This window comes from Priestia sp. AB, from assembly GCF_028369225.1.
Classification (GTDB): Bacteria; Bacillota; Bacilli; order Bacillales; family Bacillaceae_H; genus Priestia; species Priestia megaterium.
Window position 1 is genome coordinate 184,921 of sequence record NZ_JAQMYN010000002.1, and the last position, 16,493, is coordinate 201,413.

Consider the following 16,493-nt stretch of genomic DNA (forward strand, 5'->3'; position numbering starts at 1 on the left):
ATTTTGAAAATATAGGAGGAAATAAGTGTGAGTACAAATAGAAACACACTATCCATTTTTGCTTTAGGCGGCATTAATGAAATAGGAAAAAACATGTATGCCGTTCAATATGATGATGACATCATTGTAATTGACTGCGGCTCTAAATTCCCTGACGAAAGTTTATTAGGAATTGATTTGATTATACCTGATATTACATACTTGCAAGAGAATCGAGAAAAAATTCGAGCACTGGTTGTTACGCATGGTCATGAAGATCATATTGGAGGTATTCCTTATCTTTTAAAACAGTTGAACCTTCCAATTTATGCAACAAGCCTTACCCTTGGATTAATTGACATTAAACTCCAAGAACATCAATTATCTGCAGAGACGGAGCTTATTGAAATCAACGAAGAGTCAGAAATTACATTAGGCAATATTCCACTTTCTTTTTTTAAAACGAATCACAGCATTCCAGATTGTCTTGGCATTGTCTTTCATACCCCTGAAGGAGCTGTTGTGCATACCGGGGATTTTAAGTTTGATTTAACTCCTGTTAACGACCAATATCCAGATCTTCATAAAATGGCGAAAATCGGCAGTGAAGGTGTACTGGCTTTAATATCAGAAAGCACAAATGCTGAACGCCCTGGATTTACGCCTTCAGAAAAGCTAGTTGGCAAACATGTAGAAGAAGCTTTTCGTAAAGCAAAGAGAAAAGTGATTATTTCTACTTTCGCCTCGAATATTAACCGCGTACAGCAAATTGTAGATGCAGCGATTAAAACGAACAGAAAACTTGCGCTGCTAGGAAGAAGCATGGTTAACGTTGTATCAGTTGCGTTAGAGAAAGGATATTTAACTATTCCTGAAGGGATGCTAATTGAACCTTATGAAGTACATTCACTTGCGCCTGAACAAGTCGCTATTCTCTGCACTGGAAGCCAAGGTGAGCCGATGGCCGCTCTATCTAGATTAGCCAGCGGAAATCACCGACAAGTAGAGATTCTTCCTGAAGACACGGTCATTTTATCAGCAGGGCCTATTCCTGGCAATGAACGTAATATCTCTCGTATTGTCGACAGCCTTTTCACACTCGGGGCTCATGTGATTTACGGTTCAGGAAGCGCAACAGGTATGCACGTATCAGGACATGGCTATCAAGAAGAGCTAAAATTAATGGCTACATTGATGAAGCCAAAGTATTTTATCCCCATTCACGGTGAGTTTCGAATGCTCCATCACCACAGCTTATTAGCAGAATCCGTCGGGGTGGAAAAAGAGAACATTTTTATTATAAATAACGGTGATATTGTTGATATCAAGGGCGGAGCAGCTGTTCAAACAAGAAAAATCCCTGCAGGTAATGTATATGTAGATGGGTTTGGCATTGGAGATGTTGGCAACGCGATTTTACGTGACCGCAAACAGCTTTCAGAAGATGGTATGCTGGTTATTGTTATTACTCTGAATAAAGCGGAAGGGAAAATTGTGTCTGGTCCAGATACCATTTCACGAGGCTTTGTTTATACCAGAGATTCAGAGCAGTTATTAAAAGATGTTAACCGACAAGTGACTAAAATTGTAAATCAATTACAAAAAGCTCATGTTCACCAATGGAGCATTATGAAAAAAGAAATCAAGACAACGCTTGGCCAATTTTTATATAACCAAACCAAAAGAAGACCTATGATCCTTCCTGTCATTATTGAAGTTTGATTACTCCACTAAAAAACTGCCTTAGTCCCCACTAAGGCAGTTTTACTTTATAAATCCGAAGCTTAACCCAAAGTTAGAAGTTGCCCTTTATAGTTTATGAATAAGCACTCCCTTTATATGTATGGTTAAAAGTGTTAGGTGTATTTCTTCTTTTTTATCCCATTCTATAAGAGAGATATTTCACCGTAAATATCTTGTGAAAGTATCCTATCCTTGAGGTGATTATGATGAATGATAAAAATCAAGTAGATCAGCATTCAGAACTATTCCGCCACAACTGGACGAGACCGAAGCGTTCAAAGTCCCAAGTAAATGGACATACAGAGATGTCTCAAACGAACATCATCTTGCGAAGTAATGCAAAAGCTCATCGTTGGTAAGGATGATACACTTCAACAAAAAAAGACGCGAACGCGTCTTTTTTTGTTATTGGCCGTCGGCTCCGCTTTGAGTTATCTTGCGAATATGACCATCTTCATAATTATTTTCTCGTAGCGCTTTTGCTTTGTCATCTACTACTTGTTTTTGATCTACTTGTGAAGAAGGAGTTTGCTTGTTTTTTGGCACGATCATAACCACCTTTTATTTTTGTAATTGTACAACGTGCATAGTGTCCCTCATAAAGATTAAATATATGTTAGCTAGCGGCTTCTTCTTCTTTCCACTTATGGCGCAGTTTTAAAATAACAAGGCTTATAACAATTAGAAAGCCTAAGCTTGCAAAAAAGCCCGGCCTGCTTGCAGATTCTAACAGCGTACCGCTTACTGCTAGCAGGATTAATAAGAGGCCAACAGCTTGTTTTACTTTATCCCAAACGGTTTGTTTGATTAAGCGATGAAAAGAAATTAAAATAAAGAACCAGTTATAAATCAGCATCAGGCCCGCTGCTGTTGTAATGTACTCATAAATTTTCCCGGGCAATAGCAAGGAAAGAACAATAGAAATAATTAATCCTGCCGTTGTTAAAAGCAAAGCCGGTAAAGGAAACTGCAGCTTTTTCTTTTTTTGCTTTGAAAACAATGCAGGAGCATCTCCATCTTCTGAAAGAGTGACAATCATCGTCGTTACAGAAAAGAAAGAAGCCGACATTGTTGAAAATCCAGCGATAATCATTGCTCCATTAAAAACATGAGGAAAAAATGGAAGATGGTATGTTTCTAAAGCCGTTATAAATGGACTTTGATTTCCATGAAAATCATGAAATGGCACAATTAAAATAGCTAAACTCAGTGAAGCGATATAAATAATTCCAAGGAGAATAAGCATACTTCTACCTGCTTTCGGTGCGTCTTCTTTTTTTTCTAAACGAACCGTCATGATCCCCATGACTTCGATGCCGCCGAAAGCATAAAAGGCATAAAGCAAAGCGCCCCATAAACCTAAAAACCCGTGGGGAAATACTTCACTTATCGTTCGTGGCATCCCTTGGTTGGCACCTTCGTCTAAAAATCCAAATAAAGCGAGACTAGCTAATACAATAAACATTAAAATGGCAGCCACTTTTGTGACAGCAAATACATTTTCCAATCGTTCAAAGCCTTTTGTTCCTATTAATACAACAGCAATGCCTAAAACAGCATAAATAGAGGCAAAGACCCACAGCGGAATACCGTCAAACCAAAAACGTGTAAAAAGAGATAAAGCAGTGAGCTGACTCCCCATGATCAGCATCTCTGAACTCCAGTATACCCATCCGCTGCTAAAGCCTGCCCATCTTCCATAAGCCTTTTTAGCATAGGAGCGAAACGAACCTTTTTGAGGATCCTGAGCACTCATTTTAGCAAGAGCGTCAAATACAATAAATGTACATACTGCTGCTAGTAAAAAAGCAATTAATACAGAGGGACCCGTGGCTTTTATTGCAATACTTGATCCTAAAAAATAGCCAGTACCGATGATGCACCCTACTCCGATTAAAGACAGCTGCCACCATTTTAATTTCCCTTCAACCTGACTTCCGCAGCCTATTTTCTTTTTCATACTATCACTCCTTACACCTCGATGTAGTGTGTGATAGTTTGAAAAATTTATGCGCAAAAAGAGGCAGCTTTCTACTATTTTTCAGCAGATAGAAAACGCTTTAAATTCAATTCTGCTTTCTCCCCTTTTAAATAATGAATTGCTGTACAGCTTGCCAGCCGAAATATATACCAAATCCTATTAGAGAAAGGCCGGATATAACGGAAACTGCAGTCAAAAACGTGGCTGCTAAATACCTGCGAAAAGTGCTTGCTAAAGCTGCCATAGCAATATCCCAGCATAAAATCCCTGTAAAAATAGCACAGCTGTATAAAATAAGCTGTCCTGTTTCGTATGTATTAGCTGTTTTGGCTAAAACAGAGCCATAAATACCAAGCCAAAAAAGAATAGTAAGCGGGTTTGTTAATGAAATGAAAAAACCTGAAAAAAAACACTTTACGACCGAATCTCCTTTTGCGTTCCGATGCTGTGTAATTTTCCCTGCGCTCATTAACCCTTCAATACCGGTATAAATTAATACGAAGCACCCAAACGAAAAAAGAAACGTTTTCATAAAATCGCTGCTTAAAAAATGAACGGACCCAAAATAAACTACAAGCATATAAAGAGCGTCAACCGATGTTGCTCCTATCCCTAAGAACCAAGCATGTAAAAAACCATTTTTGATTCCTTTATCAAGCTGAGCGGCGTTGATAGGACCGATTGGTGCGGCTAACGATAGCCCTAATAACATATAGCTGAAAAAAGCTCCCACATGCATCCCTCCCTGCTTCTGAGGTTTTATAAATTGAACTATGATAAATGTATGCAGCCTGCTTAGCTTGTACTACGTAATTTTTATTTTATTTCTAAATCCGTTTGTATACCTGCGAAAAACTAGCGCATGTTAACTGTAAATACTATACAGAAGGATGCGAGGCATGAATTCATACACTCATATTAAAGAAGCACTACAATTAGCTGAACAAGCTGTTTATCAAGGACAGATGAATTTGAATGGAGCTAATTTTCAAAATGCTCAAATGCATTTGAATATCGTTCAGCAGCAAATTAATGAACAAAAAGAAGCAACGTCTGGCGATAAAGAATTAAGACGAATAGAAGAGCATTTAAGACATTTACGCGAAGCCCAGCAGGCTATTCAGCAAAATTTTTAATAATAGTAGTTATAACCATTTTTACTTTTATACGAAAAACTAAAAAAGCTCTACGAACTCACTGAGTTCGTAGAGCTTTTGATCTTCACCTGCAGCTTTTAGGAGCTGCGTAAAGAGTAACATTTTTTCTTTAGCCCTATACATACTTTCCGTAATCAGGACGAGCAATTTCATCGAAATTCTTCGTAAGCTTCAATAAATTAGTTGAAAGCCATTCTCCGGAAACTGGTTTTCCATGTCCGGTCACCGCCACAGACGGATGCAGTGACTGAAGCACTTCAACTGATCTTTTGGCAGATGCCCAGTCCGTAGTTAAATAACGAGGAGGGCCGCTAATTTCCAATTCTTGCTCTAGTACATCCAGTAAATATTCTTGCTTAGTGGTAACAAAAGCATCTCCTGCGATAAGCGCCAGATCCTGCTTTCTAAAAAGAGAAATATGTCCTGGAGAATGACCAGGGGTGTGAATCCATTCCCATTCCGGCATATGAGGTACAGAGCCGTCGGCTGGTAAAGCTTGCACGTGAGAGCCTAAATCAATGGCTTCCGTTGGAAATAACGGAGAAAGCTTTGCTACAAGTCCGCCTTCGACTGTGCCATCCGGTGTAGGATAATTTTTTTCACCCGTCACATATGGAAGTTCAAGTGGATGTGCATATACCGGTATGTTCCACTTTTCCACTAGTTCAATAATAGATCCAATATGATCAAAATGTGCATGTGTAAGAATAATTGCTTTTGGTTTTTTTTCTTTTCCAAACCTTTCCTCTGCCTCTTCGATAATCATAGAAGCCGAATTAGGCATTCCCGCATCCACAAGTACAAAACTATTATCTTTGTCTGGATTTCCTATAAAACATATGTTAACAATCTGTGTAGTGTAGCTGTAGATATCCGGTGCCACTTCGACTCCTTTTCCACTGGCTATAGAGCTCATAGGAATAAAACTTTCCGTTGATGAACTTCCGTGCATCTCTCTATTCAATTTATAATTCCCTCCTTTAACGTGTCACTTCATATATGTGATACACGTTTATGCTATCCACCTTTGCTTTGGTTATTCTTTTTTTAACTGGCTCTCTTTTATGTATCCATAAAAAAAGAAAGGAGAAAAACTCCTTTCTTTTTTTACACCAATTATACTTTTGCCGGAACTTTAACGCCCATGATCGCTTTTGGCTCTAGATATTCTTCGATACCAAATGCTCCCCACTCGCGTCCAATACCAGATTGCTTAAATCCACCGAATGGTGCAGCTCTGTCTTGCTCGGCATCGTTGACGATGATTTGACCAGCTCTAATATTTTTAGCAACATAGTCAAGTGTTTCTTGATCTTTTCCGACCGCATAGCCTGCAAGTCCATAAATTGTATCATTCGCAATTTCAAGAGCTTGCTCTAGATCATCATACGTAATAATAGTTGTTACAGGTCCAAAGATTTCTTCTTGTGCAATAACCATATCATTTGAAACGTCAGTAAAGACTGTCGGTTTAACAAAGTATCCTGTCTCTAAGCCGTCTGGTTTGCCCGTTCCGCCAGTAAGAAGTGTTGCACCTTCGTCCATTCCTTTTTTAATATAATCCTGTACGCGATCCCACTGTTTTTCCGCTACGAGCGGTCCAGTTACGTTGTCTTTATTTAATGGATCACCAACTGGGAATGATGGTAGAACCTTCTTCACTGCTTCTTCAAATTTTTCTTTCATAGAGGCAGGAATGATAATGCGCGTTGCTGCCGTACATACTTGCCCTGTATTCATTGCAATGTGTGAAACTGCTATTTTAGCTGCTTCTTCTACATCCGCATCCTCTAATACAACTAGCGGTGATTTCCCGCCAAGCTCAAGCGCTACTTTTTTGATTGTTTTAGCCGCATTTTGCATAATTTTCTCACCTACAGCACCTGATCCTGTAAATGATACAAAATCAATGTCCGGGTGAGAACTAATACCGTCACCGATTGTACCTCCCGTTCCGTTTACAAGGTTAAAGGCACCTTTTGGTACACCAGCTTCATCAATGATCTCTGCTAATATCATCGCTGCATACGGTGTAAGTTCTGATGGTTTTAATACCATTGGACTTCCTGCTGCGATAGCTCCTGCAATTTTAGTAGACGTCTGATTTGTTGGGAAGTTCCATGGTGTAATAAGTCCGCTTACTCCAATAGACTCCTTCACGACCTTGTAGCTTCCATGATCTTTTTCAAATGTATAATCTTCAAGTGCATTAGCTGCTTCTTTAAAGTGGCTAAGTCCCATTTCATAGTGAACTTCTTCTGAAATCTTTAAAGGAGCGCCAAGCTCTTCAGTCATAACTTCAATAAGCTCCTGTTTACGCTCTTCATATCCTTTTGCAATATTGCGAAGCATTTTAATTCGCTCTTCTTTTGTTGTTCTTGAAAATGTGGGAAGAGCTGCTTTAGCTGCTGCCACGGCTTTATCTAGATCTTCTTTTGTACCTAAGCTAATTTTACCAATTGATTTTTCAGTAGCAGGATTGATCACATCTGACGTTTCGTTTCCTGTTGATTCAACCCATTCTCCGTTAATAAAGTGTTTTAAATTTGTACGCATTGATTTGATCTCTCCTTTTAGTTTGTTAATTATTGAACTATGTCATCTAGTTTTTGTCTACCCGCCCGTCTGCTTCTCAAACACCGCCTCTATTATTTTTTGTTTCTTTCACTGCCTTATCGCTTTTCCGATCCGCTTTTCACAGCTGAAATTATTTTCCCCCTGAAGCTTTTTAGTTCTTTATAACACACAGAGATTGAGTCATAACGAAATCAATCCCATCTAAAGATGAACAAATTGGATAAATGAGCTAGTACGGATTATTTGTGATACCGCTGTGGATTTTCGTGCAAGCCTTCGCTTTCCGCAGGCGGTCGATGAGTCTCCTCATCACTTACCCTTCTGCGTGATCTCACTAAATGCAACCTACATTCACCATAACCACAAAAAAATCCGAACGAGTTTGATTCTCCATCAAGAATCTCGGTTCCTCGTTCGGATCTTCCTTTAACTAAAACACTTTTGTTTCCCCCTCTTTTGTATTAACGTACTTCTTGTAAACGATGTACCGCTCTGCTTTCAATTAACGGTTCTGTTTGCTGTCTGTATTGTTGATAGTGAGGTGTTTCAATGTGAGCTTTAACATCTTCTTTGCTTTTCCATTTCTCATAAAAAACAAATGTGCCTTCTTTGTCTGTATCCTGGTGGAGAGTATATTGAATACATCCTTTTTCTTCTCTTGATGGTTCAATAACTTTTACTAACTCTGATCGAAGCTCTTCTTCTTTTCCTGGCTTGGCTTGCAAAATGGCGTTAATAATAATTTCTGACATCGTTTTTCCTCATTTCTTTAAAAAATATTCTCCATAAAAAGCTTCCCTCTTTTTGAATTTATTACACTGACCATCATATTTTTTGTATGATGGTTGATTTCTCTAGTCCAAGACAGCAAAACATCCATGCTATACACATCGGTCTTTCTTGATGTGTTCATAAAAAAAGCCTGTAGGCTTGTAGCCTACAGGCTTTTTTATATCTTATTTCAATAAGTGCTGCACGACTGCTTTTGCTACACTGATTGTTGACTGAGGATTTTGTCCTGTTATTAGGTTGCCATCTGCTTGTACATTATCTGTCCAGTTTGGAGCAGTTACTACATTTGCCCCAAGTTCACGCAGACGTGTTTCCAAAAGAAACGGCATGAAGCGGTCCAATGTTGTTTCACGTTCTTCATCATCTGTAAACGCAGCGACATCCTTTCCTTCGACCAACGGCTTTTCATCTGATAATGTAACACCTACTAAGCCTGCGGGTCCGTGGCATACAGCGGCTACTACTTTGTCTCCTTCGTATAGTTCACGAATTAAAGCGTGGAGCGTTTGATTATCTGGCAGATCAAACATTGTGCCGTGACCGCCTGGTAAGAAAACAGCATCGAATTTAGCACTGTCTGTAATTGTATCAAGTTTTAGGGTATTCTCTAGATGCTTAGCTGTATTTAAGATTTCTTGAGAAGTCTCCCCTTCAAGGCTGCGAGCATCCACCGGCGCTTTTCCTCCTACAGGACTTGCTACAGTAATCGTAAATCCAGCTTTTTCGAACTCTACGTACGCTTCACCAAATTCTGAAAGCCAAAGGCCTGTTGGATGATTTTCTTTCATTTTGTCAGCCGTTGTTACGACCATTAATATATGTTTAGACATAGTAACGTCCTCCTGTAAATAAAGATAGTATTTTCTGTTTCCGCCTTACACACCCTATTGTAAGAGAGGATTTACTATAATACAAATTAGAAAATATATGCTTATCCATAAATATTTTTATAGATAATGTGTCTTTGTTAATAAAGCATCTGCGAAAAAACAACCATATAACATCTGAATTTATTTTTTATACACTCAAAAAAACCGCCCTTTTGAATAAGCGCGGTTTTTCCAGAAAAGCATAGAATCTATCTTTTATTTTAAAGAGCAGATTGAGCGTTCATTTGTTTCACTTTCTTTTCTCCCGTTCTTTTAAGACTTACCATAAAAATAAACGAAATACAGTACAGCCCCGCCAAGTACGTCATCGCTACTGTCATATCATAGCTTTGCAAAAGATAGCCGACAAGAATGGGTGATAACCCTCCGAGCGCTCGCCCAAAGTTAAAAATGGTGTTCGTTGCAGTGCTGCGCACTTCTACTGAATAGTGGCTGCTGATCAACGCTCCGTATCCCGCGAACATTCCGTTTGAGAAAAATCCGACCACAGCTCCTCCTATAAGCAGCCCTGCACTTCCTTCGGCATACGAGTATAAAAATACCGCACAAGCTGAAGCAAGAAGAAAGATTCCAAAAGTACGTTTCGATCCAAAACGGTCCATAAATTGACCAAATGTTAGCATGCCTATAATCATTCCAACGGCTGTACTGATTGTCCAAAGAGCTGAACTTGAAACAGAGAGGCCTTGTGATTGCTGAAGCATAGACGGAAGCCATATCATAAGGCCGTTATAGCCTGCAATTTGGACTGTAGCCATCACTGCCAGCGAAATAGTCGTCATCGCCGTCCTAGGCGTAGCGAATAATTGACGAAGCTTACCATTATTTTTAACAACCGCTGTTTTCTCTTTTTGAGCTTGTAGCCACTCAGGAGATTCGTTTAAATTTTTTCGTACCATAAAAGCAAAAATGACGGGGATGATTCCGACAAAAAACAGCGCTCTCCATCCGAAAATCGGCAGGATCAGAGAACTTAAAAGCGCCGCAAGGATCACTCCAAATTGTGCGCCAATACTAACATAGGATGAAGCTCGTCCTTGCTTATGTTTCGGCCACGCTTCTGCTACAAGAGCCATACCGATCCCGTACTCTCCTCCAGCCCCAATTCCGGCAATAAATCGCGAAGCATACACTTGTTCAACATTTGCTGCAAAACCTGTTAATGCCGTTCCGACTGCAAATAGAAGAACCGTGTAGGTAAAAACCCGCACTCTTCCAAATTTATCTGCTAAAATTCCGAAGATGACTCCACCTATCAGCATTCCTATATTCGTAATAGAAGAAATAAGTCCACCTGTTGCTAAATCAATGTGAAATTCAGCAATAATCATTGACATAGCAAACGAGATAAACATAATGTCCATCCCTTCTAACGTCAAACCTGCTACTGATGCTACAACTGTCTTGTTACGATAATTCATGTTGTTCCACCCTCCAGTGTATTCTTTCTGTATCAACGCTCTTTCTTTTTTGAAGGAATGGATAAATAACATATCTCCATTCTCTTTTGAAGCCTCTCTGGACTTCGTTTAAAAGAAGTAAGTAACACATAAAAGCCCTTTTGTCGCAGAGGGCAAAAGGGCACAGATAGGCATAGAAGCAGTAAATGAGTGATCCGTCCTTTTCGGCCTCTCTGGACCGTCTTAAAGGCAGTTATTATATTAATCATTATGTTAACACGCCGCACAGAACCTTTCAATAAGAAAAATATCTTCTTTAAAGCAGCTATGTACATCTCTCACTTTTTACATTCATACTATTTCGTTCATTATTTTTTAAATGTGGTTAAAACCAAAGCCTAATGTATCATGTTCAAAGCCTTTTTTAGGCGCACCTATCGTTCCATACACACAAACGCTAATCCATTCATCGCTTGATCCTGAAAACTCAATTTTTCCGCGCACGATTGAAAATGTGAGCCCTACCGTTCGTAAAATATCACCCAACTGAAGCGTTCCTCGACTAACTCCTTGAATGGCTTCAAGTATAGCATGATAAAGAGCGTGAACTTCCCGGTACGACTGGGCATTAATAATTTTGTTTGTCTTGGCGCTCGTTTCAATTGCCGCCACGACTTTAGACAGCTCCATCGCTCCGACTTTTCCTACTGTATAGCTGTATCCTCTCTCATTAATTTCCTTTTCAATACCTTCAGCTAGTTCCGTATTATGTAAAAGAACGAGTAAAGACGTTAATCTTCCCATTGAAAAATCATTAACTTGTTGAAATTTATTGCTCAACTGTCATTCCCTCCCTTCTATCCCCTTATTATTTTAACAGACGGCACCTAAAAAGGTGCTGATTATTCAACGAACGAGCGCTCACTTAAAGGATCAGGAGATCTATGTGTACTGTCCACCACTGTTACGAAGTAGAACTTGCATAAACAAGTAACCTACCTTTTAGTAAGCGCTTACTTTACTTTCAAGGAAGAAATCATTTTTCTCTACTTACGTTAAGACAAGCTGCGATTCAACTTTTAACTTTCCCAGCATCTCTCTCGTCATTTTTTCTAGGTTATATTCTGTTTTAAATCCCCACTCTTCTATCGCACAGCTGGAATCTATATGGTTAGGCCAGCTTTCAGCAATTGCTTGTCGAACAGGATCTACTTGGTAATTCAGAACAAATTCCGGAATCGTTTTTCTGATTTCAGTCGCCATTTGTTCTGGATCAAAACTCATGGCAGAAACGTTAAATGAATTTCGGTGCTTAAGCTTAGAACCGTCTGCTTCCATTAGTTGGATAACAGCATTCAATGCATCAGGCATATACATCATATCCATATATGTTCCTTTGTCAATATAGGACGTATATCGCTTATGCTTAACGGCTTCATAATAAATTTCAACAGCGTAGTCCGTTGTTCCTCCACCTGGAGGCGTTACGTATGAAATTAAGCCTGGAAAACGCAGCCCTCGTGTATCTACTCCGAATTTATGGTGGTAGTAATCGCAAAGTAATTCACCCGCTACTTTATTAACACCATACATCGTGGTAGGACGTTGAATTGTATCCTGCGGCGTCCAGTCTTTTGGAGTCGTTGGACCAAATGCACCAATTGAACTTGGAGTGAAAAATTGACACTGAAGCTCGCGTGCTACTTCGAGCGCATTTACTAATCCGCCCATATTTAGATTCCAAGCTAGAAGCGGTTTTTGCTCGGCTGTCGCTGATAACAGCGCAGCCAAGTGAATAATCGTATCAACTTTATGCTTTTTAGCGATCGTAAATAACGCAATCTGATCCGTTACATCTAAAATCTCGAATGGACCTGAAGTCACGACATCGCTCGTCGTTTTGCGAATATCGGTGGCAATAATATTTTCTGAACCATATATCTCTCTCATTTTCGTCGTTAACTCAGAACCGATTTGCCCTAAAGAACCCGTTATTAATACTTTTTTCATGTCAATATCCTCCTCGTGTACTGCCTAGATTAAACGTTTAGATTAATTTCATTTCCTTGCCTACTTTTTTGTAGATACGAAGTGCTTCATCTAACATTTCTTTCGTATGAGCAGCCGTCGGCATATTGCGAACGCGTCCTGTCCCTCTTGGAACGGTTGGGAAAACAATTGATTTAGCGTATACCCCTTCTTCTATTAATCTCTCACTAAAAATCTGCGTTTGGTTTTCATCTCCTATGATGCACGGAGTGATAGGTGTTTCACTTTCTCCAATGTTAAAGCCTAGTTCTTTTAATCCTTGCTTTAAATATCGACTGTTTTCCCACATTTGCTGCTGCAGCTCTGTACTTGTGCTTAGGATTTCAATTGCTTTCATACAGGCAGCAGCCGTGCCTGGTGTAATAGCAGTCGAAAACAAAAACGGACGGCTTCTTACTTTTAACCAGTCGATTAAGTCTTTTTTTCCGGCTACGTACCCACCTACAGCTCCAATCGCTTTTGATAATGTTCCAATCTGGAAGTCTACTTTTTCAGATAAGCCAAAATGTTTGACTGTGCCCATGCCGTTCCCTAATACGCCCGACCCGTGAGCATCATCTACGTATGTGATTAAGTCAAATTCCTCTGCGATTTCTACCATTTCCGGAAGCTTAGCAATGTCTCCATCCATTGAGAATACACCATCGGTAATTACCATTATTTTATTATATAAACCGGATTTTTGTGCTTCGCCTGCTTTTGCACGAAGATCTTCCATATCTGAATGCTTAAAAGGAATAATTTTTGCTTTTGATAGCCGGCATCCGTCAATAATTGAAGCGTGATTCAGCTCATCTGATAAAATCGCATCATGTTTATCCATAACCGCGGAGATGGCTGCCATATTACAGTTAAAGCCAGACTGATAAGCTATAGCTGCTTCTGTATGCTTAAACTCGGCTAGCTTTTCCTCTAGCTTAATATGAATATCTAGAGTTCCATTAATCGTTCGTACAGCTCCAGCCCCCACTCCGTATTTTTCAGTAGCTTCGTTGCACGCGTTAATAAGCCTCTCGTCTGTAGCAAGACCCAAATAATTGTTGGATGATAAATTAATTAATTGCTTTCCCTCAATTTGAATCACAGGTCCGTTTGGCCCCTCTACCGGATTAATGACATTGTATAATCCTTTATCTTTTAAATCTTCTAAATTACTATTCAAGAATTCTTTTAAACGTCTGCTTGTCATCTTCCATACCCCCTCATCGTTGTTCAATACGTCTTATAAACCTCTCTTTTCCCCATTAAAAGATTAATCTAAGCACTTACAGTATATGAATTAAAAATCAAGTGTATTCCTGATAAAGACAAATGTTTCTTTTGGAAGCGCTTAAAATTCAATACTTATAGAATTCATAATAATAAACAACTAGGTAAATGTCCATACTAAAAAAACAAAAATAAGAAATTTTCGTCAATAATAAAAATTCTTCCTCCTGTTAACGATTTTTCCGGAACGTTATTAGACAATATCTTTTTTTTCTCTCTTTGATAATTCTTTTAAAAAAGAGACTGATACATAACTGAATCAACAGCTAAAAGCACCTCCATACATGAAACCTACATTCACCATACCAATAAAAAAATCCGAACGAGTTTGGTCCTTAATCAAACTCGTTCGGATTGTCCTTCAATTAAAATACTTTTGTAGCAATCTCTTCCTTTACTTTTGCATAGAGATGTTCTTTATTTTTTTATGTCCGTTTTTTACTAATAAGCATGAAACAGCAAAGCTTAGTAATGCAGCTAAAAACGTTCCACTGTAAATAATGTGAACACCTGATGCAAGAATTTCATGCAGCTTTGACAGTTCTTCTGCTGGTACTCCGCCTGTCTCAAACGAAGCATTTAAATTTTCTTGCCCTAATTTCTTTGCTTGTGAAAGTGTCACTAAATTAAAGATTGTACCAAACACCGCAGAACCTAGCGTTTGACTAAATGTATTTGTAAACGTATTAAGAGCCACCGCTACTCCTCTTTTGCTAGCCGGGACCGCTGATTGAATAACTAGCATAAAAATAGGCGTAATAATCCCCATTCCTAACCCAAGGACCCCAACGGCTACATAAATTAAAAATACGGGTGAGTGGGTGGAAACTAAAAACAGCATAAAACAAGCTGTACTTACAATTGCCGTGCCCAGCGTAAGGATAGAGTGCGTTTTAAGACGCCCTACTAAATTCCCTGAAAGCAGTGAACCAATCGTCCAGCATACTGGCATAGGCATTAATACAAAACCAGCAGCGGTTGCACTTTTCCCCAGCACTCCTTGACTCCAAATTGGAAGGTAGACCGTAATACTAATAACTACTGATCCCACAAGAAGTGTTAATAAGTTTATAACAGATACACTTCGAATGGAAAACAGTTCAAGCGGGATAAGAGGTTCGGGAGATTTCTTTTCTATATAAATAAAGCCAATGAATGTTAGAACAGCTAGAACAAATAACCCTATAATGGTCGGATCTCCCCAGTTTTGATGCTGACTTCCGGTTAAAAGCGCGTATAAAAACGCAATTGTTCCCACTGAAAAAGTTACCGCTCCAATATAATCGATATAGCGTTTTTCTTTTACCACTTCTTCTTTATAGTTTACTAAAAGAACAAAAAAAGCCATTAGTCCAAACGGTATATTTAAAAAGAAAATATAGCGCCAAGACAGCGTATCCACTAAGAATCCCCCAAGAAGAGGCCCGAGAACTCCCGCAACTCCCCAAACTGCGCTAATCCACCCTTGCGCTTTGGCTCTTTCTTTTGCTTCTTCATACAAGTCCCCAATAATAATCATTGTAAGCGGCATAACGACCCCGGCGCCCAGCCCTTGGATAGCTCTATAGACAATTAATTGTTGCATCGAAAAGCTAAGTCCGCAAAGTATCGATCCGATTAAGAAAATAATGATTCCAACAAGCATAACTTTTTTGCGGCCGAATAGATCCGCTAACTTTCCGTATATAGGTGTAGATACAGCAGTTGTCAGCATATAAATGGCATATACCCAGCTAACTAGCTCAATGCCCGACAAATCACTTGTAATTCTTGGAACAGCCGTACTGACAATGGTTCCTTCCATTGCAGCTAAAACAGTGACAAGCAGCAGCGCTGTCATGATTCGTTTCCTCATCTTTCTCTCTCCTTGCAACTGCGGGCATACCATGGTTTTTCTTATAGAAGATAAAAGCGGTTTCAATATACGGATACCCTTTTAGCCTTTATATGTATGTGATGCCCCGCATATAGTTGCTGCCATATGCAGCCAAATAATTATTTTACTATAAATTTTTTCAAAGCGATAGATAATTTCAAAAATATGACTTTCATCTCATTGATAGAAACATGCGTACATGATGTTTTATTTCCTTTTTAAATTGCAAAAAAACACCCCGTAACACTTGGTACGGGATGCTTTTACGTATTTTGTATGATCAACTTAATCGGGGATCTTTTAATAAACGTTCCATTTCTTCCATATGATTTGTTTCATCTGCAATCATATCTTCAAGCTTTACAACAAGCTCTGTTAAACCTAACTCTTCCGCTTGCTTCTTACGCTCTTCGTAGCGCTGGATAGTTTCTTTTTCAGCCTTGCTCGCTTCTTTAAGCATTTCCGTCACGTTTGAGACGTGCTTCACCTCAGCCGGCTTTGTTGTTGGCTCACCGCCAAGGTTTTTGATTTTTTCTGATAAATAAAGGGCATGTCCTTGCTCATCAGGAATTTCTCCTTCAAAGAAAGGTTTTAAAATTTGATATTCTAGGCCGGTTACTGTAGACGCATAGTAAGTGTACTGAATAACCGCCGAATATTCACCCGCTAAATCGGTATTAAGTCCCTCTATTAGTTGTCTCATTTTCTCTTCCATTTGAATAAACACCCTTTCATTTGCTGTTAGTAGACATGTACCCTTTCTATCTAGTCCTAAACCAC

The 16,493-nt window shown here is 39.1% G+C and carries 16 protein-coding genes; 3 read left to right on the plus strand and 13 right to left on the minus strand.

Translation table 11 applies throughout. From position 1 onward, the window contains the following. Window positions 1–27 precede the first annotated feature (27 nt). Window positions 28–1,701 carry a ribonuclease J gene (locus POF52_RS07200; RefSeq protein WP_271991387.1) on the plus strand — a complete coding sequence of 558 codons (1,674 nt, stop codon included), beginning with the start codon at window positions 28–30 and terminating at the stop codon, window positions 1,699–1,701. 227 nt (window positions 1,702–1,928) lie between these two features. Then, on the plus strand, window positions 1,929–2,081 hold the full coding sequence (locus POF52_RS07205; RefSeq protein ID WP_013056278.1) for a YpzG family protein: 153 nt from the start codon (window positions 1,929–1,931) through the stop codon (window positions 2,079–2,081). Window positions 2,082–2,127: 46 nt separating this feature from the next. Here POF52_RS07205 and POF52_RS07210 read toward each other — a convergent pair whose 3' ends face one another. The 3 genes from POF52_RS07210 to POF52_RS07220 form a co-directional block, all read right to left on the minus strand. Further along, window positions 2,128–2,268, minus strand: coding sequence for a hypothetical protein (locus POF52_RS07210; protein ID WP_013082476.1), 141 nt, complete (start codon window positions 2,266–2,268; stop codon window positions 2,128–2,130). Window positions 2,269–2,338: 70 nt separating this feature from the next. After that, entirely contained in the window at window positions 2,339–3,682 is a 1,344-nt protein-coding gene (locus tag POF52_RS07215) for an amino acid permease (RefSeq protein ID WP_271991397.1), read from the minus strand. A 127-nt stretch (window positions 3,683–3,809) separates the two neighbouring features. Continuing rightward, complete coding sequence (locus POF52_RS07220; RefSeq protein WP_016763589.1) at window positions 3,810–4,436, minus strand: LysE family transporter; 627 nt, start codon at window positions 4,434–4,436, stop codon at window positions 3,810–3,812. A gap of 166 nt (window positions 4,437–4,602) precedes the next feature. On the opposite strand from POF52_RS07220, the gene POF52_RS07225 reads away from it, so the two are divergent. Then, window positions 4,603–4,839: a hypothetical protein gene (locus tag POF52_RS07225; RefSeq protein ID WP_043979151.1), complete on the plus strand. Its 237-nt coding sequence runs from the start codon at window positions 4,603–4,605 to the stop codon at window positions 4,837–4,839. A 136-nt stretch (window positions 4,840–4,975) separates the two neighbouring features. Here the strand turns inward: POF52_RS07225 and POF52_RS07230 are convergent, their stop codons facing one another. The 10 genes from POF52_RS07230 to POF52_RS07275 form a co-directional block, all read right to left on the minus strand. Beyond that, window positions 4,976–5,824, minus strand: coding sequence for an MBL fold metallo-hydrolase (locus tag POF52_RS07230; RefSeq protein WP_271991404.1), 849 nt, complete (start codon window positions 5,822–5,824; stop codon window positions 4,976–4,978). A 152-nt stretch (window positions 5,825–5,976) separates the two neighbouring features. Further along, window positions 5,977–7,416 carry an aldehyde dehydrogenase family protein gene (locus POF52_RS07235; RefSeq protein WP_271991406.1) on the minus strand — a complete coding sequence of 480 codons (1,440 nt, stop codon included), beginning with the start codon at window positions 7,414–7,416 and terminating at the stop codon, window positions 5,977–5,979. A 482-nt stretch (window positions 7,417–7,898) separates the two neighbouring features. Beyond that, window positions 7,899–8,189: a putative quinol monooxygenase gene (locus POF52_RS07240; RefSeq protein WP_034653244.1), complete on the minus strand. Its 291-nt coding sequence runs from the start codon at window positions 8,187–8,189 to the stop codon at window positions 7,899–7,901. A 204-nt stretch (window positions 8,190–8,393) separates the two neighbouring features. Then, window positions 8,394–9,059 (minus strand): type 1 glutamine amidotransferase domain-containing protein, encoded by a 666-nt coding sequence (locus tag POF52_RS07245; RefSeq protein ID WP_034653246.1) that lies wholly within the window; start codon window positions 9,057–9,059, stop codon window positions 8,394–8,396. A 260-nt stretch (window positions 9,060–9,319) separates the two neighbouring features. After that, entirely contained in the window at window positions 9,320–10,540 is a 1,221-nt protein-coding gene (locus tag POF52_RS07250) for an MFS transporter (RefSeq protein ID WP_034653248.1), read from the minus strand. A 354-nt stretch (window positions 10,541–10,894) separates the two neighbouring features. After that, entirely contained in the window at window positions 10,895–11,359 is a 465-nt protein-coding gene (hutP, locus tag POF52_RS07255; RefSeq protein WP_013056267.1) for a hut operon transcriptional regulator HutP, read from the minus strand. Window positions 11,360–11,569: 210 nt separating this feature from the next. Next, the gene (locus POF52_RS07260) at window positions 11,570–12,529 is read right to left on the minus strand and encodes an L-threonine 3-dehydrogenase (RefSeq protein ID WP_047930870.1); all 960 of its coding nucleotides are present in this window, start codon (window positions 12,527–12,529) and stop codon (window positions 11,570–11,572) included. A 37-nt stretch (window positions 12,530–12,566) separates the two neighbouring features. After that, window positions 12,567–13,757: a glycine C-acetyltransferase gene (locus tag POF52_RS07265; RefSeq protein WP_271991415.1), complete on the minus strand. Its 1,191-nt coding sequence runs from the start codon at window positions 13,755–13,757 to the stop codon at window positions 12,567–12,569. A 474-nt stretch (window positions 13,758–14,231) separates the two neighbouring features. Further along, entirely contained in the window at window positions 14,232–15,692 is a 1,461-nt protein-coding gene (locus POF52_RS07270; protein ID WP_016763581.1) for an MDR family MFS transporter, read from the minus strand. 301 nt (window positions 15,693–15,993) lie between these two features. After that, window positions 15,994–16,428 (minus strand): ferritin-like domain-containing protein, encoded by a 435-nt coding sequence (locus tag POF52_RS07275; protein WP_013056263.1) that lies wholly within the window; start codon window positions 16,426–16,428, stop codon window positions 15,994–15,996. Window positions 16,429–16,493: the final 65 nt, after the last annotated feature.

What these genes read in the sequence shown, in the direction of transcription:
- POF52_RS07205 (WP_013056278.1), top strand. Translation starts at nt 1,929, where the DNA reads ATGAATGATAAAAATCAAGTAGATCAGCATTCAGAACTATTCCGCCAC.
- POF52_RS07215 (WP_271991397.1), bottom strand. Translation starts at nt 3,682, where the DNA reads ATGAAAAAGAAAATAGGCTGCGGAAGTCAGGTTGAAGGGAAATTAAAA.
- POF52_RS07225 (WP_043979151.1), top strand. Translation starts at nt 4,603, where the DNA reads ATGAATTCATACACTCATATTAAAGAAGCACTACAATTAGCTGAACAA.
- POF52_RS07235 (WP_271991406.1), bottom strand. Translation starts at nt 7,416, where the DNA reads ATGCGTACAAATTTAAAACACTTTATTAACGGAGAATGGGTTGAATCA.
- POF52_RS07240 (WP_034653244.1), bottom strand. Translation starts at nt 8,189, where the DNA reads ATGTCAGAAATTATTATTAACGCCATTTTGCAAGCCAAGCCAGGAAAA.
- POF52_RS07245 (WP_034653246.1), bottom strand. Translation starts at nt 9,059, where the DNA reads ATGTCTAAACATATATTAATGGTCGTAACAACGGCTGACAAAATGAAA.
- POF52_RS07250 (WP_034653248.1), bottom strand. Translation starts at nt 10,540, where the DNA reads ATGAATTATCGTAACAAGACAGTTGTAGCATCAGTAGCAGGTTTGACG.
- POF52_RS07260 (WP_047930870.1), bottom strand. Translation starts at nt 12,529, where the DNA reads ATGAAAAAAGTATTAATAACGGGTTCTTTAGGGCAAATCGGTTCTGAG.
- POF52_RS07265 (WP_271991415.1), bottom strand. Translation starts at nt 13,757, where the DNA reads ATGACAAGCAGACGTTTAAAAGAATTCTTGAATAGTAATTTAGAAGAT.
- POF52_RS07270 (WP_016763581.1), bottom strand. Translation starts at nt 15,692, where the DNA reads ATGAGGAAACGAATCATGACAGCGCTGCTGCTTGTCACTGTTTTAGCT.
- POF52_RS07275 (WP_013056263.1), bottom strand. Translation starts at nt 16,428, where the DNA reads ATGGAAGAGAAAATGAGACAACTAATAGAGGGACTTAATACCGATTTA.